General features: G+C 65.7%; 17 protein-coding genes and 1 tRNA gene. 7 read left to right on the forward strand and 11 right to left on the reverse strand.

The genetic code is table 11. From position 1 onward, the window contains the following. Positions 1–34 precede the first annotated feature (34 nt). Positions 35–346 (reverse strand): hypothetical protein, encoded by a 312-nt coding sequence (locus ACWW36_RS25850; protein ID WP_456138786.1) that lies wholly within the window; start codon positions 344–346, stop codon positions 35–37. 114 nt (positions 347–460) lie between these two features. Here ACWW36_RS25850 and ACWW36_RS25855 point away from each other — a divergent pair, with 114 nt between their 5' ends. Genes ACWW36_RS25855 through ACWW36_RS25865 form a run of 3 tightly spaced genes read left to right on the forward strand, consistent with a single transcriptional unit; the run spans position 461 to position 2,801 of the window. After that, positions 461–1,489: a hypothetical protein gene (locus ACWW36_RS25855; RefSeq protein ID WP_456138787.1), complete on the forward strand. Its 1,029-nt coding sequence runs from the start codon at positions 461–463 to the stop codon at positions 1,487–1,489. Further along, positions 1,486–1,740, forward strand: a complete 255-nt coding sequence (locus ACWW36_RS25860) for a DUF5703 family protein (RefSeq protein WP_456138788.1) — start codon at positions 1,486–1,488, stop codon at positions 1,738–1,740. The genes ACWW36_RS25855 and ACWW36_RS25860 overlap by 4 nt, the downstream gene beginning before the upstream one ends. Beyond that, entirely contained in the window at positions 1,740–2,801 is a 1,062-nt protein-coding gene (locus ACWW36_RS25865; RefSeq protein ID WP_456138789.1) for a quinone-dependent dihydroorotate dehydrogenase, read from the forward strand. Before ACWW36_RS25860 ends, ACWW36_RS25865 begins: the two co-directional genes overlap by 1 nt. Here the strand turns inward: ACWW36_RS25865 and ACWW36_RS25870 are convergent, their stop codons facing one another. Both ACWW36_RS25870 and ACWW36_RS25875 read right to left on the reverse strand, forming a co-directional pair. Next, positions 2,802–3,338 (reverse strand): YbhB/YbcL family Raf kinase inhibitor-like protein, encoded by a 537-nt coding sequence (locus ACWW36_RS25870; protein WP_456138790.1) that lies wholly within the window; start codon positions 3,336–3,338, stop codon positions 2,802–2,804. Between the two features lie 22 nt (positions 3,339–3,360). Continuing rightward, positions 3,361–4,704, reverse strand: a complete 1,344-nt coding sequence (locus ACWW36_RS25875) for a M20/M25/M40 family metallo-hydrolase (protein WP_456138791.1) — start codon at positions 4,702–4,704, stop codon at positions 3,361–3,363. A 72-nt stretch (positions 4,705–4,776) separates the two neighbouring features. On the opposite strand from ACWW36_RS25875, the gene ACWW36_RS25880 reads away from it, so the two are divergent. Next, positions 4,777–4,865 (forward strand) — tRNA-Leu (locus ACWW36_RS25880). A 3-nt stretch (positions 4,866–4,868) separates the two neighbouring features. Here the strand turns inward: ACWW36_RS25880 and ACWW36_RS25885 are convergent. The 3 genes from ACWW36_RS25885 to ACWW36_RS25895 all read right to left on the reverse strand — a co-directional run bounded on the left by ACWW36_RS25885 (position 4,869) and on the right by ACWW36_RS25895 (position 11,510). Then, entirely contained in the window at positions 4,869–5,957 is a 1,089-nt protein-coding gene (locus ACWW36_RS25885) for an alpha/beta hydrolase fold domain-containing protein (RefSeq protein WP_456138792.1), read from the reverse strand. A gap of 13 nt (positions 5,958–5,970) precedes the next feature. Then, entirely contained in the window at positions 5,971–9,975 is a 4,005-nt protein-coding gene (locus ACWW36_RS25890) for a molybdopterin-dependent oxidoreductase (RefSeq protein ID WP_456138793.1), read from the reverse strand. Positions 9,976–10,085: 110 nt separating this feature from the next. Continuing rightward, the gene (locus ACWW36_RS25895) at positions 10,086–11,510 is read right to left on the reverse strand and encodes a nitrate/nitrite transporter (protein WP_456138794.1); all 1,425 of its coding nucleotides are present in this window, start codon (positions 11,508–11,510) and stop codon (positions 10,086–10,088) included. A gap of 185 nt (positions 11,511–11,695) precedes the next feature. Here ACWW36_RS25895 and ACWW36_RS25900 point away from each other — a divergent pair, with 185 nt between their 5' ends. Genes ACWW36_RS25900 through ACWW36_RS25910 form a run of 3 tightly spaced genes read left to right on the forward strand, consistent with a single transcriptional unit; the run spans position 11,696 to position 14,813 of the window. Beyond that, positions 11,696–12,049 carry a molybdopterin oxidoreductase gene (locus ACWW36_RS25900; protein WP_456138795.1) on the forward strand — a complete coding sequence of 118 codons (354 nt, stop codon included), beginning with the start codon at positions 11,696–11,698 and terminating at the stop codon, positions 12,047–12,049. Further along, the gene (gene nirB, locus ACWW36_RS25905; protein ID WP_456138796.1) at positions 12,049–14,511 is read left to right on the forward strand and encodes a nitrite reductase large subunit NirB; all 2,463 of its coding nucleotides are present in this window, start codon (positions 12,049–12,051) and stop codon (positions 14,509–14,511) included. Before ACWW36_RS25900 ends, nirB begins: the two co-directional genes overlap by 1 nt. Then, on the forward strand, positions 14,508–14,813 hold the full coding sequence (locus ACWW36_RS25910; RefSeq protein ID WP_456138797.1) for a Rieske (2Fe-2S) protein: 306 nt from the start codon (positions 14,508–14,510) through the stop codon (positions 14,811–14,813). Before nirB ends, ACWW36_RS25910 begins: the two co-directional genes overlap by 4 nt. Here ACWW36_RS25910 and cax read toward each other — a convergent pair. From cax to ACWW36_RS25935, 5 genes are all read right to left on the reverse strand, one after another. Beyond that, positions 14,801–15,937: a calcium/proton exchanger gene (gene cax, locus ACWW36_RS25915; RefSeq protein ID WP_456138798.1), complete on the reverse strand. Its 1,137-nt coding sequence runs from the start codon at positions 15,935–15,937 to the stop codon at positions 14,801–14,803. The two genes, ACWW36_RS25910 and cax, sit on opposite strands and share 13 nt — an antisense overlap. 9 nt (positions 15,938–15,946) lie before the next feature. Then, positions 15,947–16,342 (reverse strand): universal stress protein, encoded by a 396-nt coding sequence (locus tag ACWW36_RS25920; RefSeq protein ID WP_456138799.1) that lies wholly within the window; start codon positions 16,340–16,342, stop codon positions 15,947–15,949. Positions 16,343–16,412: 70 nt separating this feature from the next. After that, positions 16,413–17,954 (reverse strand): tripartite tricarboxylate transporter permease, encoded by a 1,542-nt coding sequence (locus tag ACWW36_RS25925; RefSeq protein ID WP_456138800.1) that lies wholly within the window; start codon positions 17,952–17,954, stop codon positions 16,413–16,415. Position 17,955: 1 nt separating this feature from the next. After that, positions 17,956–18,480 (reverse strand): tripartite tricarboxylate transporter TctB family protein, encoded by a 525-nt coding sequence (locus ACWW36_RS25930; protein WP_456138801.1) that lies wholly within the window; start codon positions 18,478–18,480, stop codon positions 17,956–17,958. Next, positions 18,477–19,463 carry a Bug family tripartite tricarboxylate transporter substrate binding protein gene (locus ACWW36_RS25935; RefSeq protein WP_456138802.1) on the reverse strand — a complete coding sequence of 329 codons (987 nt, stop codon included), beginning with the start codon at positions 19,461–19,463 and terminating at the stop codon, positions 18,477–18,479. The genes ACWW36_RS25930 and ACWW36_RS25935 overlap by 4 nt, the downstream gene beginning before the upstream one ends. Positions 19,464–19,549 lie beyond the last annotated feature (86 nt).

The raw sequence follows: 19,549 nt of genomic DNA on the forward strand, positions 1-19,549 counted from the left end.
CCGTCACGACGACGACCGTACCGTGGGCCTCCTGTCAGCGCGCTGTGCGTGGCACCGGATGCGCGTCGGCGAGCGCGTCGCGCACGGCAGCGGACACGCTGCGCTCGTCGGTGAGGTCGACGCCGATCAGCTTGCGGGTGGCGACGGCGACCACGTCTTCGTCCTGCGGTACCGGACCGGACAACCGCGGCCGATAGACCTCGACGATCAACGACTGCTTTTCGACGTGGAACGAAAAGCTACGCCCGTCGCCGACTTGGCCAAACCCGCTGGCGTGCAGACCAGTGGTGATGTCCTCGATAGCAAACTGCCGGCCATCCAGATCGCGGTCAGCGGCGAGGGTCATGACGTAACCATAACGCCGGTTATGCCGCCGAGCGGGGCGGACGCGACCAAGTCACGGGCCTGCCTACACTTGCTTGTCGATCTCGATCCAATTCGCACATCCGAGAGCTACCCATTGTTGGCCCGTCTAAACACCATTGCTCAGCTAATTCGCCTCTGCGCCGTAGCGCTGGCAATCACCGTGTCCGCCGGCTGCTCGGCGAAGCCGGCGGATTCACCGCCGCCGACGATCGCGCCGGCCGAGGCCGCGGTGTCTCCTCCCGCGGCCGGGGCACCCGCCGGTGTGGTGTACCCGATGCCGGGCCACGCACAGGCCGCGGTATTCGATCGGGCCACGAAATCGCTGGTGGTGCTGAGCCCGGGCCCTGGTGGCCAGTCGGTGGTCACGCTGGTATCGGCGTCCGGGGCCGCGCGGCCGGTGGCACTGCCGGGCGCGGCGACGGGCCTGGCCGGCGACAACGAGGGCCGCATATACCTGTCGACCCGCGGCGGCTATTTCCGGCTCGACATCACCGCCGCGACAGCCGCGATGGTGGGCGTCGAGGGCCAGCAGGCGACGGACTTCACCGCGATCGCCCGCCGGGCCGATGGCCGCCTCGTCCTCGGCAGCGCCGAGGGCGCCGTCTACACGTTGAATTCCGACACGGCCGTCGGTGCCAAGCTGAAGATCTTTGCGCGCGTGGACGCTCTTGTTGCACAAGGGAATACAGCCGTCGTACTGGACCGCGGACAGACGTCGGTGACCACTATCTCAGCGAACGGCGACGATGCCCAGCATGCGCTGCGCGCCGGCGAGGGCGCCACCACGATGGCCGCGGATTCCGCGGGCCGAGTGCTGGTCGCCGACACCCGAGGCGACGAGCTGCTGGTGTTCGGCACCGACCCGCTGATCCTGAGGCAGCGCTACCCCGTCCGCGATGCCCCCTATGGGCTGGCTGGCTCGTCGAGGCTGGCTTGGGTGTCGCAGACAGCCACGAACACGGTGATTGGTTACGATCTGGCAACCGGCATCCCAACGGAGAAGGTGCGTTATCGAACCGTGCAGCAGCCCAACTCCCTAGCCTTCGACGAAGCATCTGGCACCCTGTATGTGGTGTCAGGCTCGGGAGCGGGTGTGCAGGTGATCGCGGGAATTCCGTCATGACCGCGATGCACCGCGGCCGCATGCCGAAGGGCTGGGACACCGATCTGTCAGACGAATATGAGTGGATTCCGTTGCGGCTGCCGCCGGACCTGACAAGGATCAGCGCGTCGACGCGGCTGTCGATCGAGGCGGAGTACCGCGGCTGGGAGCTGACCCGCGTCCGGCTGTACACCGACGGCAGCCGCCGGGTGTTGCTGCGGCGCAAGAAGACCGCCGCCGACCGGGGCATCCCGGATCAACCTGCCCTGTGATGTACCGCGCGCTGCGGCGGGCGCTCTTTCTCGTCGCGCCCGAACGCATCCATACGTGGGTGTTCGCTTTATTGCGCGCAGTGACAGCGGTGCCGCCCGCGCGCGTGATGCTGAGCCGATGGCTGGCACCGCGGGACCCGGCGCTGGCGATCACGGTGTTCGGCGTGCACTTCCCCGGTCCGGTTGGCCTGGCGGCGGGGTTCGACAAGGACGGCCGCGGGCTTCACACCTGGGGAGCGCTCGGATTCGGGTACGCCGAGGTGGGCACCGTCACTGCGCAGGCGCAGCCCGGCAATCCGCAGCCGCGGATGTTCCGGTTGCCAGACGACCGCGCGCTGCTTAACCGCATGGGGTTCAACAACCATGGCGCTGGCGAGCTGGCGGTGCGCCTTGCCCGGGGCAAACCCGACGTACCGATCGCGGTGAACATCGGCAAGACCAAGGTCACGCCGCCGGACCAAGCCGTCGCCGACTACGCCGAAAGCGCGCGGCTGGTCGGCCCACTCGCGGCGTTTCTGGTGGTCAACGTCAGCTCCCCGAACACGCCGGGGCTGCGTGACCTGCAGGCCGTCTCCTCTTTGCGGCCGATCCTGGCCGCGGTCAAGGCCCAGACGTCGACGCCGGTGCTGGTGAAGATCGCACCGGACCTCTCCGATGCCGACGTCGATGAGATCGCCGACCTCGCAGTCGAATTGGGCTTGGCGGGCATCGTCGCCACCAACACCACGGTGTCGCGCTCCGGTCTCGCCACGCCCGGCGTCGACGCGCTCGGCGCAGGCGGCATCTCCGGACGACCCGTCGCGCAGCGCTCGGCCGAGGTGTTGCGCAGGCTCTACAAACGGGTCGGCGATCGTCTGACGCTGATCAGCGTCGGCGGCATCGAAACCGCCGACGACGCATGGGACCGCATCACGTCGGGTGCCTCACTGCTGCAGGGTTATACGGGTTTCGTGTACGGCGGCGGATTGTGGGCCAAGCACATTCACGACGGCATCGCCCAAAAGCTGCACGAGGGCGGCTTCGCCTCGCTGGCCGACGCCGTCGGCTCGGCTGTGCGCTGACTACTTCTGCTCGTACGTGCCGTGGATGATGGCGCGCGCTATCGCATTCATGAACAGGTTGAACCCGAGGTAGGCCGGGCTGGCGTCGCCGTCGATTTCGAGCTTTTCGACCTTGACCGCGTGCACGGCGATGAAGTACCGGTGCACGCCGTGACCGGGCGGCGGCGCGGCGCCGATGTAGCGCTTCAGGCCGGCGTCGTTGGCCAAAGTGATTGCGTCACCGGGGAAACCCTTGCTGCTGCCGTCGCCGACACCGGCGGGCAGATCGGTGACCGTCGCAGGCAGGTTGGCGACGGCCCAATGCCAGAAGCCCGACGCCGTCGGCGCATCGGGGTCGTACACGGTGACGGCGAAGCTGCGCGTCTCTTCCGGGAATCCGGACCACGACAGCTGCGGCGAGATGTCCGATCCGCCCGCGCCCATGATGCCGCTCACCTGGTCGTTGGCCAGAGGCTGGCCGTCCGTGACCGACTCCGAGGTCAGCGTGAAAGTCGGTAGCTTGGGCAGGAAGTCGTACGGGTTGTAGTCAAATGCCACGGTAAAACCCTTTCTCTAGTGGTCAGCAGTGCATCAGGAAATGCTCGAGAACCTGGGTGCCGAACTTCAGCGCGTCTACGGGTACCCGCTCGTCGACACCGTGGAACAACGCGGTGAAATCCAGGTCGGGAGGCAGTTGCAGCGGCGCGAAGCCGAAGCAACGAATCCCCAAGCGAGCGAACGCTTTTGCGTCAGTGCCACCGGAAAGCATGTAGGGCACGATGCGGGCGTCGGGATCCACCGACAGAATCGCGTTGTTCATCGCGTCGACCAGATCGCCGTCGAACGTCGTCTCGTACGACGGCAGCTCGGTGATCCACTCGCGCGTGACGTCGGGGCCGAGCAGTTCGTCCACCTCACGCTCGAACGCGGCCTGGCGTCCCGGCAGGATGCGGCAGTCGACGACGGCTTCCGCGGTCGCGGGGATGACGTTGGCCTTGTAGCCGGCCTTGAGCATCGTCGGGTTGGCGGTGTCGCGCAGCGTGGCGCCAACCACCCGGGCGATCGGCCCGAGCTTGGCGATCGTCCCGGCCAGGTCCGGTGAATTCACGTCGAACGAATAGCCGGTCTCCTCGGTGATCGCCTCGAGGAACTGGCCGACGGCGTCGGTCATCACCAACGGGAACTCGTGGCGTCCCAGCCGGGCGGTCGCCTCGGCGACGGCCGTGACCGCGTTGTGGTCGTGGATCATCGAGCCGTGTCCGGCGTGGCTGCGGACGGACAGCTTCATCCACATCATCGACTTCTCCGCGGTTTCGACGAGGTAGAGCCGCCGCTCGCCGCCGTCCTTGCGCGGCACGGTCAGCGAGAAGCCGCCCACCTCCCCGATCGCCTCGGTGACACCGTCGAACAGGTCGGGGCGGTTGTCGACCAGCCACTGCGATCCGTATTTACCGCCGGCCTCCTCGTCGGCGACGAACGCGAAGACCAGATCGCGCGGTGGCACGATGCCTGCTCGTTTGAAGTGGCGGGCGATCGCGATGAGCATGCCGCACATGTCCTTCATGTCGACCGCGCCGCGGCCCCACACGTAGCCGTCCTCGACCGCGCCTGAGAACGGGTGCACGCTCCAGTCCGACGCCTCGGCGGGCACCACGTCGAGGTGCCCGTGTAGCAGCAGGGCGCCGCGGTCGCGGTCGGCGCCCTCCAGCCGGGCGAACACGTTGCCCCGGCCGGGCGCGCCGGCCTCTACGTATTCGCATGTGTAGCCCACTTCTTCCAGCTGCTGGGCCACCCAGCGGGCGCATTCGGCCTCACCTTTGGTGGTGGCAGGCTCGCCGGTGTTAGAGGTGTCGAACCGGATGAGCGCGCTGACGAGGTCAACCACTTCCGCTTCGGCGTTGGGGGGAGGCGTCACAGTCACCATTCGTACCATTGAGAAGGGAGTTCGGTTTGGGTCCGGGCAGGCCGATCCGATAGCCTAAGCTGCCCAGAACTGGTCCGAGTGGCGGAATGGCAGACGCGCTAGCTTGAGGTGCTAGTGCCCTATTAACGGGCGTGGGGGTTCAAGTCCCCCCTCGGACACCAAAATCACGGCGCCAGCCCGCATACCTGGCGGGCGAATCCCGCTACATCGCGATACGCACGGCTGAATAGTGCCGGAATCCCGGCCGCCGCTATCAACTCCCCGGCATGGCCTATGCCGTTGTACGTCAGGCCCGTCGCATCGACGCCGGCCCTCTGCAACGCGCGTAGGTAGGCCAGCCCCTCGTCGCGCAGCGGGTCCAATTCGTCCGTTGTGACGACGTGCGGTGGCAGGCCCTCGAGGTCCACAGTGGTGGCGAAGTAGGGCCACGCCAAGGGGTTGGTGGCGTGCTCTCCCATCGGGTCGTACAACGACGCCAACAACGTCATCACTGACCCGCCGATGAAGTAGCCCTCGTTCTCGATCAACGATGGCAGCGCTGGGTCGGGGTTGTCGTAGCCGCCGTAGATGAACGGCGCCTGGGCGTACACGCCGGCGATGCGGTCGAGGTACCCGTCGCGCTTGGCTTTGAGGGCGGTAGCCAGCGACAAATTCCCGCCGCCGGACTCACCGGTGACCACGATGGACGACACCCCGAGGTCGTCGCGACGCGTATGCATCCAGTCAAGCGCGCTAGCGCAGTCATTCAGACCTGCGGGAAACGGATGCGGGCCCAAAGCTCCTGCGGAGTTACGGAATTCGACGCCGACGACCACGCAGCCCTGGGAGGCCAGGTGGGACCGCCAGATTGCCGCGGTATGTGCGCCCAAGATCGCCATGCCACCGCCGTGCAGATGCAGCAGGCCGGGCATTGGCCCCGCCACGCCCGCAGGCCGGTCGATGTACAGCGTGATCGAGTTGCCGTCGACGCCTGTCGCGGTCTCGATCTGTGATTCGACCCCAGCTGGCGCGGGAACACCGGCCAACAACGCGTCGAACAATGCCGCGAATCCCTGCTCAGTCGCCGCCGCCACTTCCAATTGCGCATCCAGTGGGTCATGGCGACCGACCGGCAGCGGTGGCGCGGCTACGTCGAGGCCGACCGAGGCCAGCACCGCGAGATATCTGGGATCGGTGCGGGGATCCGAGCGTAGGTCCCGGCTGGGATCACCGAGGCGCCCGGGCGGGTTGACGGCGACGGGAGGTGCGGCCATCCCGCGAAACTACTCAGTACACGTCGCGGACGTAGCGCTTTTCAGCCACCAGCTCACGCTTGTAGTCGTGCGCCTTCTCGGGTGACATGCCGCCGTGCTTCTCGATGATGGTCGTCAGCGCGGCGTCGACGTCCTTGGCCATCCGGTTCGCGTCGCCGCACACGTAGAAGTGGGCGCCGTCCTCCAGCCACCGCCACACGTCCGCGCCGTAGTCAAGCATCTTGTGCTGGACGTACACCCGGTCGGCCTGGTCACGGGAGAACGCCAGATCAAGCCGGTTGAGGAAGCCGTCGCGGGTCATATCCTCGAAATCGTCTCGGTAGTAGAAGTTTTCGCTGCGATGCCGGTCTCCGAAGAACAGCCAGTTGCGGCCGGTGTGCCCAAGGGCGCGGCGCTCCTGCAGGAACCCCCGGAAAGGCGCGACGCCGGTGCCGGGTCCCACCATGATCATCGGTGTCGTGCCGTCTTCTGGCGGACGGAAGTGCGGCGAGCGTTGCAGGAAAACCGCTGCGGCCGCAGCCCGGTCGGCCAAAAAGGTCGAGCAGACGCCGCCGCGCTGACCGCCGTCGGCGCCGCGGTACCGCACCACCGAGACGGTCAACTGCACCTCGGTCGGGCTGACCAAGGGGCTCGACGAGATCGAATAGTTGCGCGGCGTCAGTCGGACGAGCACCTCCTGCCACTGCTCCGGCTCTGCGCGCACGGCGAACTCCTGCACGATGTCGAGCCCATTGCGTCCGACCAACCACTTGTCGAGCTTGTCCTTGGGAGCGCGCAACGCCTTGGCCGCGGCATTGTCGCCGCACGACTCCGCAACGAACCGCAGCAGGTTGGGTGTGATCCGGCAGATGTCGTACGACTGGATCAACGCGTCGCGCAGGCTCTGCTCGTTGCCGTCAACCGCCACCGACGTCTCGCCTTGCAGCCCGGTGGCGGCCAACCAATCATCGACCACCGCAGGGTTATTCGTGCAGTAGACGCCCAGTGAGTCGCCGGCCGCATATGTGACGTCATATTCGGAGATGTCAAACCCGAACTGGCGCACCTCTTTTCGAGAGGTCGGCGCGGTCAGTACGACGTTGCGGGCTAACGGAGCCAGGATCGGTTTGGCCCTGGTGAACGGCTCGGCGATGCCGGTGCGCCGCGTGATCGTCGAAACGCCGCCGTTGTGCCCGTTCGACGACGGCTCGACCGGTTCGCCCAGCAGCGCGGTGACCTGCTCAGCCCAGCGATCCATCGGCTCGTCGTCGTAGACCTCACAGTCGGTGCGGTCGAGCATTCGCGTGGCGCCCAGCGCCGCGAGCCGGCTGTCGATCGCCTTGGCGTGGCCGCAGAAGTTGTCATAACTGCGGTCGCCGATGCCGAGCACCGCGAACCGGATCCCGTCCAATGTGGGCGCCTCGGGCGAATGGAGGCGATCCCAGAACCCCGCGCCGTTGTCAGGCGGTCCGCCGTCGCCGAAGGTACTCGTGATCACCACCACGTCACTGGCGCTGGCCAGTTCCGTGAGCTGCAGCTCGTCCATGTTGACCAACCGCGAACCACCGAGCCGGTCAGCGAGCCGCGCGGCGAATTCCTCGGCGTTGCCGGTTTGCGACGCCCACAGCACCAGCGGCCCGTCCTCGGCCGGCTGCGTCGGCGGTTCCGCCGTGACACGCGAGTACCGGCCTGCCAATAACCCGTTGACCCACAACCGCACATCGCGGGCGACCGGAGCGGAGGCCGGCAGCACCGGCACCCCACTGACCCCCTCGGCCAGGCCGCTGAAAAAGGCTGCCAGATAGACCTTTTCGTGGTCCGCCATCGCCGGCCTGTAGTGACCGAGTCCCAGCTCCACCGGCACTTCTACGGATTTGACCGGGCGCAGGCTGACGGCGCACACCTTGAATTCCGGTTGCAGGGAGTCTGGGTCGACGGCGTCGTTGGTCAGCGCGTTGATGGTCAGGTATTCGCCGTGTTCGTCGTTCCAGTGAAACGGCACAAAGCAATTGCCGGGCCGCACCCGGTCGGTCACCACCGCCGGCAGCACCGCGCGGCCTCGCCGCGAGGTCAGCTCGACGGGTTGTCCGCCGACGATGTCCATCGCGACGGCGTCGACGGGGTGGATCTCGACGAACGGATCGCTGTTGAGTTTGTTGAGTTTGTCGACCTTGCCGGTCTTGGTCATGGTGTGCCACTGATGCTGCAGCCGACCGGTGTTGAGCACCAGCGGGAAGTCGTCGTCGGGCATTTCCCGCGCATCCATGTGCGGGCGGGCGAAGAACACCGCGCGCCGCGACGGGGTCGGAAACGCCAGCCGTGGACGGTGGCCGTTCTCGTCGATGAACAAGTCCTGGCTCACGCCGTCATTGAGGTACCGGATCGGGTGGCGGTCGTTGTCGTCGTCGGGCGGGCATGGCCACTGCAACGACGTCTCGCGCAGCCGTGAATAGCTGGCGCCCCGCAGGTCATAGCCGGTCTTGGGGTTGGTGAATCCGCGGATCTCGTCGAAGATCTCCTCGCTTGACTCGTAGCGGAAGTGCTCTTCGAAGCCCATCTGGGCGGCGACCTGACAGATCAGCTGCCAGTCCGGTCGCGCCTGCCCGGCGGGCGGAATCGACTGAGCCAGCAGCGTCAGGTTTCGCTCGGAATTGACCATCACGGCGTCGGATTCGGCCCACAGGGTGGCGGGCAGCACGATGTCGGCGTATCTATTCGTGGCCGTGTCGCGGTACGCGTCCTGCGTGATGACCAGCTCGGCTGCCTCCAGCCCGGTGATCACCGTCTTCCGATTCGCCACGGTGGCAACCGGATTGGTGCAGATGATCCAGCACGCCTTGATGTCGCCGTCGGCAAGCTGTTCGAACATGTCGATGGTGCCCGGCCCGACGTCGGTGCGGATGGTTGCGGCCGGCAGACCCCACTGCTGCTCGACGAATGCGCGGTCCTCGGCGGAGAGCACCGAGCGCTGACCGGGCAAACCGGGTCCCATGTAACCCATTTCGCGTCCGCCCATCGCGTTGGGCTGACCCGTCAACGACATCGGCCCGCTGCCGGGCCGGCAGATCGCGCCCGTGGCCAGGTGCAGGTTGCAGATCGCGTTGGTGTTCCACGTGCCGTGGGTGCTCTGGTTGAGCCCCATCGTCCAGCAGCTCATCCACTCCCCTGCGTCGGCGATCATCTGCGCAGCGGTGCGGATATCGCCCTCGGGGATGCCGGTGATCTCGGCGACGCGGTCGGGTCGATAGTCGGCGAGGAACGCCGGCATGTCATCCCAGCCATCGGTGTGCTCGGCGATGAATTCGTCGTCGATGTCGCCGTTCTCGACCAGCAGGTGCAGCAGACCGTTCAGCAGCGCGAGGTCCGTGCCGGGATTGATCTGCAGGTACAGGTCGGCCTTCTCCGCGGTGGTGGTGCGTCGCGGGTCGACGACGATCAACTTGGCGCCGGCCTTGAGCCGGTCCGCCATCCGCAGGAACAGGATCGGATGGCAGTCGGCCATGTTGGAGCCGATGACGAAAAACAAGTCGGTGCAATCGAAATCGGTGTAGGACCCCGGCGGTCCGTCTGAGCCGAGCGACTGCTTGAACCCGGTCCCGGCACTGGCCATACACAACCGCGAGTTCGACTCGATGTGCACGGTCCGGACGAATCCTTTGGCCAGCTTGTTGGCCAAATACTGTGCCTCGATGGACATCTGGCCCGACACGTACAGCGCGACGGCGTCGGGGCCGTGCTCGTCGAGGATCGCGCGCAGCCGCCTGCCTGCCTCCGCGACCGCATCGTCGACAGGCGTGGGAACGAGTTCGTCGTGTCGGGATGGCCGCAGCAGCGCGGACTTCAACCGGCCATCGTCGGCGGTCATCAACTCGGCGTGCGTGGCGCCCTTGGTGCACAACCGCCCGAAGTTGGTGGGGTGCAGCTTGTCGCCGCTGACGCGGGCGATGACGGGTCGACCGGTAGCGGAATCGGTGGTGGTCTGGACCTCGATGCCGCAGCCGACGCCGCAGTACGAGCACGCCGTCCGGGTCACCGCCATGCGGTCCATGGTGGGCGCGCCCTGTTCCGGTTGGTTTCCATGGACGTTATCGCGAGGAAAACTGATGCTCACCGCGCACCGAAGCGCGCGGTGAGCGTCGTTTCCGCAGGTCAGGCGGCGGGGACCGGGGCGGGTGCCCGGCCGATTTCCTCCCCGGCATCGGCCCTGGCGGGACCGACTCGCAAGAACACGGCCCAGGTCACTATGGCGCAGATCACATAGAAGGCCATGAACACCCAGAATGCGTTGGTGGCGGACTTCGCAGGGCTGACGTACGAGGCGCGCAGCACCACGTTGATGAACACGCCGCCGAGCGCGCCGATCGCGCCAGCGAATCCGATCAACGCCCCGGACATGCTGCGTGACCACGCCGCTTTCTCGTCGCGGGTCCACTCGTCCCGGCTCTGGGCCTTGGCCTCGAAGATCGACGGAATCATCTTGTATGTCGAGCCGTTACCGATGCCCGACAGGATGAACAGCAGGATGAAGCCCACGACATACGCGGTCATCTGACCGCCCGTCGCCGCGCCCTTCATCCCGTCGTCGAGGACGCCGGTGGACACCAGGATCCCCGCAGCGAAGATCATCGCGACGAACGTGTACAGCGTGACCTTGCCGCCGCCGATGCGGTCGGACAACTTGCCACCGAACGGGCGCGAGATCGAACCGAGAAGCGGTCCGACGAAGGCGATTTGGGCAGCGTGCAACGAAGCCTGGGCTGCGTTGTCGCCGCCGGCCAGGAAGTTGATCTGAAGCACCTGACCGAACGCGAACGAGAAGCCGATGAACGAGCCGAACGTGCCGATGTAGAGGAAGCTCATCACCCAGGAGTGCTTGTAACGCAACGCTTCGGCCATCGCACCGAGGTTGGACCGCTGATTGCCCAGGTTGTCCATGAACAGCGCGGCACCGAGCGCGGCCAGCCCGATCAGGACAAGGTAGATGGCACAAACGATTTGGGACGCGGTGTTGCTGACCGCGGCGATCACGAGCAGGCCGACCAACTGAATGGCCGGGACGCCGATGTTGCCGCCGCCGGCGTTCAGCCCGAGCGCCCAGCCCTTGAGCCGTTGCGGGTAGAAGGCGTTGATGTTTGTCATCGACGAAGCGAAGTTGCCGCCGCCGAAGCCGGCGAACGCCGCCACAACCATGAATGTCGTGTACGAGGTGTGGGGGTGTTTCATCGCCCACAACGTCAGCAATGTCGGAATCAGCAACAGCAGCGCGCTGACGATCGTCCAGTTGCGCCCGCCGAACTTGGCGGGCGCGATCGTGTACGGAATGCGCATCGCGGCGCCGACCAGCGTGGGCACCGCGACCAGGTAGAACTTGCCCGCAGCGTCGATGTGATAGACGGGTTGCGGCATGAACAGGACCATCACCGACCAGATGGACCACACCGAGAACCCCACGTGCTCGGCGAAGATCGACCAGATCAGGTTGCGTTTCGCGATCTTGTTTCCACCGGCTTCCCAGGCGCCGACGTCTTCGGCGTCCCAGTGCTCGATGTTGCGGTCACGGGTAAGAATGTTCACAAGGGCCTCCCTGCAGCAGTTGAAAATAGTTGTAGGCCCGGGCCATTCCGCGGCCGTTGCACCGCCGTATCAGAATTGTCAACAGCCGCTCACATTGCTGAAACACCCCGGGGTGCGCAATGGGATTCATGGGCGACTCATCGACGAAACGACCGCGAAACATATGCGGCCTAGCTTCGGTGAGGGTGAGCGACGGCAGCACCCCACGTTTCCTGCAAGGCCCGTTCGAGTTCGAAGGTAACGGCCTCGACAAGCCGTCACTGATCGATGACTCGTTGCGCTACGTCGTTCCCGCGGGCTCGGTCACGCAGCCGGTGTACTTCCGCGGCGGCAACTCGAGCAAGCAGATGATCACCGTGGTGCTGTTCCGCGACGGTAAACCGATGCGCTACTTCCCCATCGCCGCCAAGGGTGCGACCCATGTGGCGCTGCGGGTGGTGGAGGATCTGCTCGGCGATACCGTGCTGGAGCTGCACGTCGCAGCCCCGGACGGTTGTAAGGGCACAGTGATCGTCGACCTCGGGCTCGTGGAGGTCTGATGAAACTTGTCGTCGTCGGCAACGGCATGGCCGGGGTGCGCGCGATCGAGGAGATCTTGATGCGCGGCGGCGCCGACCTGTTCGATATCACCGTGTTCGGCGACGAACCGTATGGCAACTACAACCGGATCCTGCTGTCGAATGTGTTGGCGGGCAGCGACAGTGCCGACGAGATCTACCTCAATGGGCTGGACTGGTATGCCGACAACGGCATCGATCTGCGCGCAGGCGTCCGGGTGGTGCGCATCGACCGGTTCGCGCGGCTGGTGCACGCCGACGACGGATCGACAATGCGCTACGACCATCTGATCCTGGCGACGGGCAGCCGGTCCTTCTTCCCGCCGATGACGGGACTGTGGGCGGACGACAAGACGTTGACCGACGGCGTGTTCGGGTTTCGCACGCTCGACGACTGCGTCGGCATGATCAGCCAGGCCGCTCACCGCACCAAGGCCGTGGTGCTCGGCGGTGGGCTTCTCGGGCTCGAGGCCGCTCGCGGGCTGCAGAACCGCGGCTTGACCGTCGACGTCGTGCATGCCGGGCCGACGCTGATGAACGCGCAGCTTGACGATATCGCCGGCATGATTCTACGGAAGTCGGTGCAGGACATCGGCATTACGGTGCATCTGGAAAAGCGCACCACGGAGGTGCGGACCGATTCGGACGGCAAGCTCGCCGGTATCGTGTTCTCCGACGGCAGTTCGATCGACTGCGACATGTTGGTGATCGCGACGGGCATCCGGCCCAATGTCGGTCTTGCGCAACGGGCAGGCCTGACCGTCGAGCGGGCGATCGTGGTCGACGACCACATGCGGTCCATCGATGACGACAACATCTATGTCGTCGGCGAATGCGCGCAACACCGCGGACAGGTGTACGGGCTCGTCGCACCGCTGTGGGAACAGGCGAGCGTGCTGGCCGACCACGTCACCGGAACCGACCGAACGGCGGCCTACCACGGGTCGCGTACCGCGACGAAGCTCAAGGTGGCCGGAGTCGACGTCGCCGCAATGGGATTGAAGGCACCCGAGCTTCCCGACGACGAGTTCGTTCAGTACTCCGAACCGAGGCACGGCGTCTACAAGACCATCGTCATCCGCGACGGCAAGCTCGTCGGCGCCACATTGCTCGGCGACGTCAGCAAGGTCTCGTTCCTCACCCAGGCGTTCGACAGCGGGCTGCCGTTGCCCGACGAGCGGGTGTCGCTGATGTTCGACATCGGCACGCCGGACGTTGCGGTAGGCGTCGCCGAACTGTCCGATGACGCCCAGGTGTGCAACTGCAACGGCGTCAGCAAGGGCACGCTGGTGAGTTGCGTGCAGGGCGGTGAAACGTCAGTCACCGGGGTGATGGCCAAGACCAAGGCCGGCAAAGGCTGCGGTTCGTGCAAGGAGCTGGTCGGCCAGATTGTCGAGTGGGCCGCTGATGGCGCGGTGACCGAGGACCCGTCCGCATCGTGGTATGTCCCCGGAATCCCTTATGACAAGCCCACTTTGATGCGCCACATCCGTGAACTGGAGCTGCATTCGGTGTCGTCCGTGTTCGCCGCGCTGGCACCCGACGGCAGGGAGGATGCGAACTCGAAGATGGCGCTGGCGTCGCTGCTGGAGATGATGTGGGCCGACGAGTTCGTCGACGAACGCGATGCACGGTTCATCAACGACCGCGTGCACGCCAACATCCAGCGTGACGGGACGTTTTCGGTGGTACCGCAGATGAAGGGCGGCGTCACCGATTCGTGGCAGCTGCGCCGGATCGCCGATGTGGCTGACAAGTACGCGATTCCGATGATCAAACTGACCGGCGGCCAACGCATCGACCTGCTCGGCGTGCGCAAGGAGGACCTGCCTGCGGTGTGGGCCGACCTGGATATGCCGTCGGGGTATGCATACGGAAAGAGCTTCCGGACCGTGAAAACCTGTGTCGGCAGTGATTTTTGCCGATATGGCCTCGGCGACTCCACGGCGCTGGGAATCGCCATCGAGGAGCGCTACCAAGGGTTGGCCAGCCCGGCGAAGATGAAGCTCGCGGTGACGGGTTGTCCCCGCAACTGCGCTGAAGCGCTGTGCAAGGACCTCGGCGTCGTCGCGGTAGGCGACGGCCGTTGGGAGATCTATGTCGGTGGCGCGGCGGGCGCGCACATCCGCAAGGGTGACCTGCTGGCCACGGTCGACGATCCCGACACCGTCATCTCGCTCACGGGCCGGTTCCTGCAGTACTACCGGGAAAACGCGAACTGGCTTGAACGCACCTACGCGTTCGTTCCGCGGATCGGAATCGAGCGGATCCGCGAGATCGTGGTCGACGACGCGGAGGGCATCGCCGCCGATCTGGACGCGCGGATGCAGAAATCCATCGACGCGTACCGCGATCCGTGGCAGGACGGTCGAGAACCCGTGACAGAAGGGCAGTTCCGTACCTCGCTGCCGCTGTTACCGCTGCCGCAGGTGCCGGTGCGATGACGGACGTCGTCCTCGGGTCGGTCGACGAGATTCCCGTCGGGGAGGCTCGCACCTTCGCCGTCGACGGTGATCAGATCGCGGTGTTCCGGCTGCGCGACGGCTCGCTGCGTGCCATCGACGCGGTGTGCCCGCACAAGGGCGGCCCGCTGGCCGACGGGCTGGCCGACGACCGGGTCGTGGTATGTCCGCTGCACGGCCATACCTTCGACTTGTGCACAGGAAGCGAGGCCGGTGACGCCTTCTCCGTGCGGAGCTATCCGGCGTCCGCCGTCGACGGCGCTATTCGCGTTCAGACAAAGTAGAACGTGAGCCCGAGCACGGCGTAGATCGCGAGCAGTTGCAGGCCTTCGTACCACGTCGACTCGCCGCGCTGGGTGACCTCGTTGGCGATGATGACCGCCAGGAAGATTGCGCCGATCTCGAAGCCGTTGAACACCAGCGCCATTGGGAAAGGACCGATGACGAACGACGCCAGCACCAGCGCTGGAGCTACGAAGAGCGCTATCTGCGCGGCGGACCCGATCGCGATGTTGATGGAGATGTCCATCCTGTCGCGAACAGCGAAGTACACCGCCACCCAATGTTCGGCGGCGTTGCCCACCACCGCCACGACGATGACGCCAACGAAGAACGGCGACAGCCCGATTGCCTCCGACGCATCGGTGATGGAGTGGACCAGGATCTCGGACATCCAGCCGACCGCCGCCCCCGCAATGGCCAGCATGAGCACGCTCTTGCGCACCGACCACGGTTCGCCGCCGTGCTCAGACTCGTCGTGCGAGGGGTTGAAAAGGTGGGCATGCGTCTTCAGCGAGAACACCAAACCGGCCGCGTATGAGGCCAACAACACCACGGCCACCCCCACCGACAGCGCCTTCAGGTCGCCCGAGAACTCCACCGCCCTGGCCCTGGGCTCGGGTAACCCGCCGCCGGCGACCAATTGGAAAATCGCGGGCATCACCAGTGCGACCGTCGCCAGGAGCAGCATGAGCGATTGGGCGGTGGCCGCCCGCAGTTCGAAGCGCTGACACTCGCGCCTCAGGCCGCCTGCCAACATCGACATCCCGAGGACCAGCAGGATGTTTCCCAGGATCGACCCGACAAGCGAGGCTTTCACCACTTCCTGCAGCCCGGCGCCGAGCGCGAACAACGCGATGATCAGCTCCGGCGCGTTTCCGAACGTCACGTTGAGCAGGGCACCGATCCCCGGACCCGATCGGGCCGCCAGCTCTTCGGTGGCGCGGCCCATCAGCGCCGCGGTCGGGATCACGCCCAGCGCCGAGGCGAAGAACACCGGCACCGCGCCGGCATGCGTCAACTCCAGGACGACGGCGACCGGGATCAACGGCACGAGCAGGTACGGCCAGCCCTCGCCTGTCAGCAGAAACGGCCTACCCCGTTGGCTGGTCGGGGCATCTGAAGTCATGCGGTCTTCTTACAGCGCGTCGGGCTTGACCGCCAGCACCGGCTTGGGGCATTCCAGGAGCAGCTGCTGAGACACGCTGCCTAGCAGGAGCTTGCCGACCGGGCTGCGATGGCGGATGCCGATCACCAGTAGGTCGGCGTCGTCGCGGTCCATGGCCTTGAGCAATTCATCGGCGATATCCACGCCGACCGGCTGGGTGAGTTCGAACTGCACCCCGCACTCGGTGAGATGCCTTTCGACGTCGTGGATTTGGCCGTCTTGCGCGAACGCGGGGTCGGTGTATGCGTCACCCTTCGTCGGGTTGATCACCAACAGCGTTGTGTCCCTTAGCTTCGCCTCCGTGATCGCGTGCTCGAGCGCCGCCGTGCCGAAGCGGTCTGCGGAGTAGCCAACGACGATTGTCATTCCTCGACTCCTCCTCGCTCCGCTCCTCGCTCGTTCCTCGCTGCGATCCTCACTCGTTGTCGTCTTCGGGTCATGCTTGGACCGCCTTCTCTTTCTGGTCCCGGTCGTCCTCGACGACGAGGAGCGTTTCTTCGCTGCGATGCATCAGCCGGAGCACCAGCGGCGTCAGTAGTAGCACCACCATCAGCACGTAGACGATGATCGCGACAGGTTCGGTGAACAGGCTGGTCCAGTCGCCACCTCCGAGCTGTAGAGCCTGGCGCAGCTGGCGCTCTATGCGGGGGCCGAGGATGACGCCGATGATCAGTGGCAGCACCGGCAACCCGAACCGTCGCATCATCAGACCGAGCAGACCGAACACCAGCAGCAGCGCCAGGTCCAGCGGCTGCACGTTCACCGCCAGCGCGCCCAGCGTCGCGAAGAACAGAATGCCTGCGTACAGGTAAGGCCGCGGCGTGCGGAGCAGCTTGGCCCACAGCGGGGCCAGCGGCAGATTGAGCACCAGCAGCAGGAAGTTACCGATGAACAGGCTGGCGATCAGCGTCCAGATCAGCAGCGGCTCCTTCTGGAAAAGCGTTGGGCCGGGCTGTATTCCGTAAGAGACGAAGGCGGTGAGCATGACGGCCGCGGTGGCGTTGGTCGGCAGGCCGAGCGACAGCATCGGCACGAGTGTGCCCGCCGCCGAGGCGTTGTTGGCCGCCTCGGGTCCGGCGACGCCTTCGATGGCGCCCTTGCCGAATTCATCCTTATGCTTCGAGAGCCGCTTTTCGGTGATGTACGACAAGAACGTGGGCAGTTCGGCACCGCCTGCGGGCAGGGCGCCGAACGGGAAGCCGAACGCGGTGCCGCGCAGCCACGGTTTCCAGGACCGGCGCCAGTCGTCGCGGTCCATCCATGGCCTGCCGACCGGGATGACGTCTGCGGGCCTGCGACGCAAATGCGCTGCCACCCATAGCGCCTCGCCGACGGCGAAGATCGCGACCGCGATCACGACGATGTCGATGCCGTCGGACAATTGCGGCAGCCCGAACGTCGCGCGCGGCTGACCGGTGAGGAAATCGATACCGACGATGCCTATCGCCAGGCCGAGCAGCAGCGAGATCGCGCCGCGCAGCTTCGACGATCCGAGCACCGCGGTCACCGCGATCAGCGCGAACAGCATGATCGCGAGATACGAGGGCGCGCCGAGGGTTACCGCGAACTTGGAGATCGGCGGTGCGAAAGCCGCAAGCAAGATGGTGCCGATGGTGCCGGCGACGAATGATCCAATCGCCGCGGTTGCCAACGCCTGTGCGGCCCGTCCGGCCTTGGCCATCTTGTTGCCCTCGATGGCCGTGATCACCGATGACGATTCGCCGGGTGTGTTCAACAGGATCGACGTTGTCGACCCGCCGTACATGCCGCCGTAGAAGATGCCGGCGAACATGATGAACGCGGCGCTGGGACTGACGTTGTAGGTGATGGGTAACAGCAGCGCGACCGTCATCGCCGGCCCGATGCCGGGTAGCACGCCGACGGCCGTGCCGAGCAGCACGCCGATCACGGCGTACAGCAGGTTCATCGGGGTGGCGGCCTGCTCGAACCCCTGAATCAGCCAATCGAAGTTTTCCATCTCAGAGAATCCCGTCCAATATGCCTGCGGGCAAAGGAATTCCGAGCCCGGAGTAGAACGCATAGAAACTGCCGACCGAAAGGATGGCGCCGATCACGAGATTGCGGATGTAGTGGCGGTTGCCGAGGATCGTTGCGGAGCCGGCGAACAGCAGCGCGCCGGTGATCGCCCAGCCGAGCGGCTCGACAAGCAGGATCGTCGCGACGAATACCCCGACGAGCAGCCCCACCGTGCGCCAGTCGCCGGGCATGTTCGGGTCGACGTCTTCTCCCGCATCGGCTTCGCCCATCGAGCCACGGGGAATGGCGATGGCGAGGATCACCGCGAGCACGATCAAGCCCGCACCGATGGCGAGCGGGAAGAGCCGCGGCCCGACGGGATCCACTTTGGCGAAACCGGCTTCCAGCGTCAGTGCGTCGTAGATCAGGAATGCACCGACCGCGACGAGCACGGCACAGATGATGTACTGCGCCTTGTCGACGGTCCTGTCGGCCGTATGTTGTTGCGGCTCGTTTGTGGTGGTCATACCAGCCCCAGCTCGGTCAGGGTCGTCGAGACCCGGTTGTCCTGGTCTTTCAGGAACTGCTCGAACTGCGCACCGGTTGTGAACGCGTCGGTCCAGCCGTTCTTCACCAGCGCCTCCTTCCATTGCTGCGTGGAATGCAGTTCCTCGAGCGCCTTGACCATGGCTTTCTTGGCGTTATCAGAAATGCCCGGCGGCGCAAGGACTCCGCGCCAATTTGCAAACGTGAGATCGATGCCGGCCTCCTTGAGAGTGGGCGCATTGACGCCCTCGACCCGCTTGTCGCCGGAGACAGCGAGCACGCGAAGCTGGCCCGCCTCGATCTGGTCGATGAGTTCACCGGGACTCGACGTGCCGACCGTGATCTTCTTGCCGAGTAGCGCCGTGAGCAGGTCGCCGCCACCATCGTAGGTGACGTAGTTGACCGATTTCGGTTCAACGCCAACGGCTTTGGCCAGTTCCATCGGGAACAGGTGGTCCGGGCCGCCCGGTGATGAGCCTCCGCCTATGGTGACCTTCGACGGATCGGCCTTCCACGCCGCGACGAAATCCTGCACCGTCTTGAACGGCGAATCAGCCGGCACGAACACGGCACCAGGGTCTTCGATCAGCTTCGCCAGCGCCGTCGCATCCGAGGCCTTCACTTTCGACCCGTTGGTGTAGGTGGCGCCGACGACGCCCAGACCCATCGTCATCATGAGGTCGTCGTTGCCCTTTTCGTTCATCAGCCGGGCCATCGCGACGGTGCCGCCGGCGCCGATGACGTTGAACACCTCGACGCGGCCGGTGATGTCGTCGTCTTCCATGATCTTCACGGCAGTACGGGCCGTGAGGTCATAGCCGCCGCCGGGGCTGTTCGGCACCATCATGCGCAGCCGGTGCAGACCACGGACTTCGTCGCCCTTGGTGACGCCGCAGGCCGTCAACAGCAGCGCCGCGATCACGGCGATGATCAACCCGGTGATCACTCGGTGCCGTCGCAACATCCTTGTCCCCAATCACTGATTTGTGATGCTCAGCAATACTGGACCCGGACAGTGACCCACGTCACTGATAAGAAAGCAAAGGAAGT

The sequence above is a fragment of the Mycobacterium sp. MMS18-G62 genome (assembly GCF_053877835.1).